Genomic DNA, 5,578 nt, shown 5'->3' on the forward strand with positions numbered 1-5,578 from the left:
TAATGTAGTTCTTGTTGCTGAGGGCGACGGAGCGCAAGGCCGGAAGGCGGGGCGCTCGGCCTCAGGAGCCACCTCTACCGAAACGGTTAATGCCGGCGTGATGCTGGAGACTGGCCGCTGAAAACGGGGGGTGAGGCTGTCTGGTTGGGCGGGTTTGGTTCGTCTGGCTGGGGGGTCTATACTAGACAAGCTGCTGTGGCTGGCTCCCGGGTTGCTGGGGGTTGGTTGGGGTGTGCGTCTGATGTTTGAGAACTCAACAGTGTGTCATTTAGTCGACGAGAATTAATTAGCACCCACTTTTTGTGGGTGTCTCAATTCCGAGACAGATAGTTGCCAGATGGTGACGTCTGTGTTTGGGGTTGGACTCTTTGGTTGTTTTTCAACGGAGAGTTTGATCCTGGCTCAGGACGAACGCTGGCGGCGTGCTTAACACATGCAAGTCGAGCGGTAAGGCCCCTTTCGGGGGGTACACGAGCGGCGAACGGGTGAGTAACACGTGAGCAACCTGCCCTTCTCTTTGGGATAACCAGTGGAAACGCTGGCTAATACCGAATATGACCGCCTTGGGCATCCGGGGTGGTGGAAAGTTCCGGCGGAGAAGGATGGGCTCGCGGCCTATCAGCTTGTTGGTGAGGTAATGGCTCACCAAGGCGACGACGGGTAGCCGGCCTGAGAGGGTGACCGGCCACACTGGGACTGAGACACGGCCCAGACTCCTACGGGAGGCAGCAGTGGGGAATATTGGACAATGGGCGAAAGCCTGATCCAGCAACGCCGCGTGAGGGATGACGGCCTTCGGGTTGTAAACCTCTTTCAGCACCGACGAAGCGAAAGTGACGGTAGGTGCAGAAGAAGGACCGGCCAACTACGTGCCAGCAGCCGCGGTAATACGTAGGGTCCGAGCGTTGTCCGGAATTATTGGGCGTAAAGGGCTCGTAGGCGGTCTGTCGCGTCGGGAGTGAAAACTCGGGGCTTAACCCCGAGCGTGCTTCCGATACGGGCAGACTAGAGGGATGCAGGGGAGAATGGAATTCCTGGTGTAGCGGTGGAATGCGCAGATATCAGGAGGAACACCGGTGGCGAAGGCGGTTCTCTGGGCATTTCCTGACGCTGAGGAGCGAAAGCATGGGGAGCGAACAGGATTAGATACCCTGGTAGTCCATGCCGTAAACGTTGGGCGCTAGGTGTGGGGACCTTCCACGGTTTCCGTGCCGCAGCTAACGCATTAAGCGCCCCGCCTGGGGAGTACGGCCGCAAGGCTAAAACTCAAAGGAATTGACGGGGGCCCGCACAAGCGGCGGAGCATGCTGATTAATTCGATGCAACGCGAAGAACCTTACCTGGGTTTGACATATGCCGGAAAGCTGCAGAGATGTGGCCTCCCTTGTGGCCGGTATACAGGTGGTGCATGGCTGTCGTCAGCTCGTGTCGTGAGATGTTGGGTTAAGTCCCGCAACGAGCGCAACCCTCGTCCTATGTTGCCAGCACGTGATGGTGGGGACTCATAGGAGACTGCCGGGGTCAACTCGGAGGAAGGTGGGGATGACGTCAAGTCTTCATGCCCCTTATGTCCAGGGCTTCAAGCATGCTACAATGGCCGGTACAATGGGCTGCGAAATCGTAAGGTGGAGCGAATCCCAAAAAGCCGGTCTCAGTTCGGATTGGGGTCTGCAACTCGACCCCATGAAGTCGGAGTCGCTAGTAATCGCAGATCAGCAACGCTGCGGTGAATACGTTCCCGGGCCTTGTACACACCGCCCGTCACGTCATGAAAGTCGGCAACACCCGAAGCCGGTGGCCTAACCCTTGTGGGAGGAGCCGTCGAAGGTGGGGCTGGCGATTGGGACGAAGTCGTAACAAGGTAGCCGTACCGGAAGGTGCGGCTGGATCACCTCCTTTCTAAGGAGCAGCTTCTACCCGCCCCTGTGGGGTGTGGTCAGAGTGTCATCGTTCGTGGCCGTGGGTGTCACGCGGTGGCTTGCTCACTAGTGGACGTCGACTACATTTTTTGCTTGCCTGCTGCCCGTTTGGGGTGGGGGTGGGGATGGCACACTGTTGGGGTTCTGAGGCATCAGGCGGTTTGTCTGGTGGCTTGTAGGGCTGCACGGCCTGCATACCGTCTGGCTGGTCCTGTTCGGGGCTGGTTGGGGTTTGGTGTGGGTGTGGTGTGGTGCCGGTGGTGTTTTGAGAACTTCATAGTGGACGCGAGCATCTTTGTAGTGTTGACAAGCTACTAAGTGCACATGGTGGATGCCTTGGCATCGAGAGCCGATGAAGGACGTTGGAGTCTGCGAAAAGCCCCGGGGAGTTGACAACCGAGCTGTGATCCGGGGGTGTCCGAATGGGGAAACCCACCTGGAGTTATGTCCAGGTACCTGCGCCTGAACACATAGGGCGTGTGGAGGGAACGCGGGGAAGTGAAACATCTCAGTACCCGCAGGAAGAGAAAACAACCGTGATTCCGGGAGTAGTGGCGAGCGAAACCGGAAGAGGCTAAACCTCAGGTGTGTGATAGCCGGCAGGCGTTGCACCTGGGGGGTCGTGGGGCCGTGCTGACTGTTCTGCCGGGCAGTCGACGAGTGAGAAACCATGGGTGAAGTCGAGACGGCTGGGAAGTCGTGGCATAGAGGGTGAGACCCCCGTAGACGTAAGCTCATGGCTCGTGCGCGTTACCCCGAGTAACACCGTACTCCTGAAATTCGGTGTGAATCTGGCGGGACCACCCGTTAAGCCTAAATACTCCTCGATGACCGATAGCGGACTAGTACCGTGAGGGAAAGGTGAAAAGTACCCCGGGAGGGGAGTGAAAGAGTACCTGAAACCATGTGCATACAATCCGTCGGAGCATCCTTGTGATGTGACGGCGTGCCTTTTGAAGAATGAGCCTGCGAGTTAGCGTTGTGTAGCGAGGTTAAGCCGTTGGGGTGGAGCCGTAGCGAAAGCGAGTCCGAATAGGGCGTTTGAGTTGCACGATCTAGACCCGAAGCGGAGTGATCTATCCATGGGCAGGTTGAAGCGCGGGTAAGACCGCGTGGAGGACCGAACCCACCTAGGTTAAAAACTGGGGGGATGACCTGTGGATAGGGGTGAAAGGCCAATCAAACTCCGTGATAGCTGGTTCTCCCCGAAATGCATTTAGGTGCAGCGTGACGTGTTTCTTGCCGGAGGTAGAGCACTGGATGGGCTAGGGGGCCTACCAGCTTACTGAACTCAGCCAAACTCCGAATGCCGGTAAGTGAGAGCGTTGCAGTGAGACTGCGGGGGATAAGCTTCGTAGTCGAGAGGGAAACAGCCCAGACCATCAGCTAAGGCCCCTAAGCGGTTGCTAAGTGGAAAAGGATGTGGAGTCGCAGAGACAACCAGGAGGTTGGCTTAGAAGCAGCCATCCTTGAAAGAGTGCGTAATAGCTCACTGGTCAAGTGATTCCGCGCCGACAATTTAGCGGGGCTCAAGCAATCCGCCGAAGCTATGGCATTCACATATCAGGTAGGCCTTCGTGGTCCAGCCGTGTGGATGGGTAGGGGAGCGTCGTGTCGCGGGTGAAGCGGCGGGGTGACCCAGCCGTGGACGCGACACGAGTGAGAATGCAGGCATGAGTAGCGAATGAAGAGTGAGAAACTCTTCCACCGGATGACCAAGGGTTCCAGGGTCAAGCTAATCTTCCCTGGGTAAGTCGGGACCTAAGGCGAGGCCGACAGGCGTAGTCGATGGACAACGGGTTGATATTCCCGTACCGGCGATAGATCGCCCCTGGCGAGGCCAGTGATGCTAAGTGCCCGAAACCACCTGGACGGCCCTTCGGGGCTGCCGGTGTGGTGGAGCGCATGACCCGAGCTGGTAGTAGCCAAGCGATGGTGTGACGCAGGAAGGTAGCTCATCCTCGGCGATGGTTGTCCGAGGGTAAGACTGTAGGACGGACAGTAGGCAAATCCGCTGTCCATGTGTCTGAGAGTTGATGCCACTGCACGTTTCAGTGTGGTGTGAGTGATCCTATGCTGCCGAGAAAAGCATCTAGCGAGATCTGTAGCCGCCCGTACCCCAAACCGACTCAGGTGGTCAGGTAGAGAATACTAAGGTGATCGAGTGAATCATGGTTAAGGAACTCGGCAAAATGCCCCCGTAACTTCGGGAGAAGGGGGGCCGGATACGTGAACCACCTTGCGTGGGGAAGCGTTGAAGGCCGCAGAGACCAGGCCCAAGCGACTGTTTATTAAAAACACAGGTCCGTGCTAAGTCGAAAGACGCCGTATACGGACTGACTCCTGCCCGGTGCTGGAAGGTTAAGGGGACGTGTTAGCCGCAAGGCGAAGCGCAGAACTTAAGCCCCAGTAAACGGCGGTGGTAACTATAACCATCCTAAGGTAGCGAAATTCCTTGTCGGGTAAGTTCCGACCTGCACGAATGGAGTAACGACTTGGGCGCTGTCTCAACCATGAACTCGGCGAAATTGCACTACGAGTAAAGATGCTCGTTACGCGCGGCAGGACGGAAAGACCCCGGGACCTTTACTACAGCTTGGTATTGGTGTTTGGTTCGGTTTGTGTAGGATAGGTGGGAGACTGTGAAGCCCGGACGCCAGTTCGGGTGGAGTCATCGTTGAAATACCACTCTGATCGTACTAGATATCTAACCTAGGTCCGTTATCCGGATCAGGGACAGTGCCTGGTGGGTAGTTTAACTGGGGCGGTTGCCTCCCAAAATGTAACGGAGGCGCCCAAAGGTTCCCTCATCCTGGTTGGCAATCAGGTGTTGAGTGTAAGTGCACAAGGGAGCTTGACTGCGAGAGTGACGGCTCGAGCAGGGACGAAAGTCGGGACTAGTGACCCGGCGCTGGCATGTGGAAGCGGCGTCGCTCAACGGATAAAAGGTACCCCGGGGATAACAGGCTGATCTTCCCCAAGAGTCCATATCGACGGGATGGTTTGGCACCTCGATGTCGGCTCGTCGCATCCTGGGGCCGTAGCAGGTCCCAAGGGTTGGGCTGTTCGCCCATTAAAGCGGCACGCGAGCTGGGTTTAGAACGTCGTGAGACAGTTCGGTCCCTATCCGCCGCGCGCGTAGGAAACTTGAGAAAGGCTGCCCCTAGTACGAGAGGACCGGGGTGGACGAACCTCTGGTGTGCCAGTTGTTCCGCCAGGAGCATGGCTGGTTGGCTACGTTCGGAAGTGATAACCGCTGAAAGCATCTAAGCGGGAAGCACGTTTCAAGATGAGGTTTCCCACCCGTCATGGGTTAAGGCCCCCAGCAGACCACTGGGTTGATAGGCCAGAAGTAGAAGCACAGCAATGTGTGGAGCTGACTGGTACTAATAGGCCGAGGGCTTGTCACCCAACAACACATTGACTGCACGCGTCCACTATGAGGTTCCCAGACCATCAACGGCAGGTTGATAGGTTGATAGAGTTACGGCGACCATAGCGAAGGGGAAATACCCGGTCACATTCCGAACCCGGAAGTCAAGCCCTTCAGCGCCGATGGTACTGCACTGGAGACGGTGTGGGAGAGTAGGACGTCGCCGGACAACCACACAGCGCGAGGCCGCCCCAACCCTGGGGCGGCCTCGCTGCATTTACCCCCA

The 5,578-nt window shown here is 57.2% G+C and carries 3 rRNA genes; all 3 read left to right on the plus strand.

The features are described 5' to 3' along the window. The first annotated feature begins 379 nt into the window (after positions 1–379). The 3 genes from EHW97_RS15135 (at position 380) to rrf (ending at position 5,521) form a co-directional block, all read left to right on the plus strand. A 16S ribosomal RNA gene (locus tag EHW97_RS15135) occupies positions 380–1,899 on the plus strand. Positions 1,900–2,223: 324 nt separating this feature from the next. Then, positions 2,224–5,329 (plus strand): 23S ribosomal RNA (locus EHW97_RS15140). Between the two features lie 75 nt (positions 5,330–5,404). Continuing rightward, positions 5,405–5,521, plus strand: a 5S ribosomal RNA gene (rrf, locus tag EHW97_RS15145). The 16S, 23S and 5S rRNA genes sit together here, the layout of an rRNA operon. Positions 5,522–5,578 lie beyond the last annotated feature (57 nt).

The sequence above is a fragment of the Aeromicrobium camelliae genome (assembly GCF_003850045.1).
Lineage (GTDB): Bacteria > Actinomycetota > Actinomycetes > Propionibacteriales > Nocardioidaceae > Aeromicrobium > Aeromicrobium camelliae.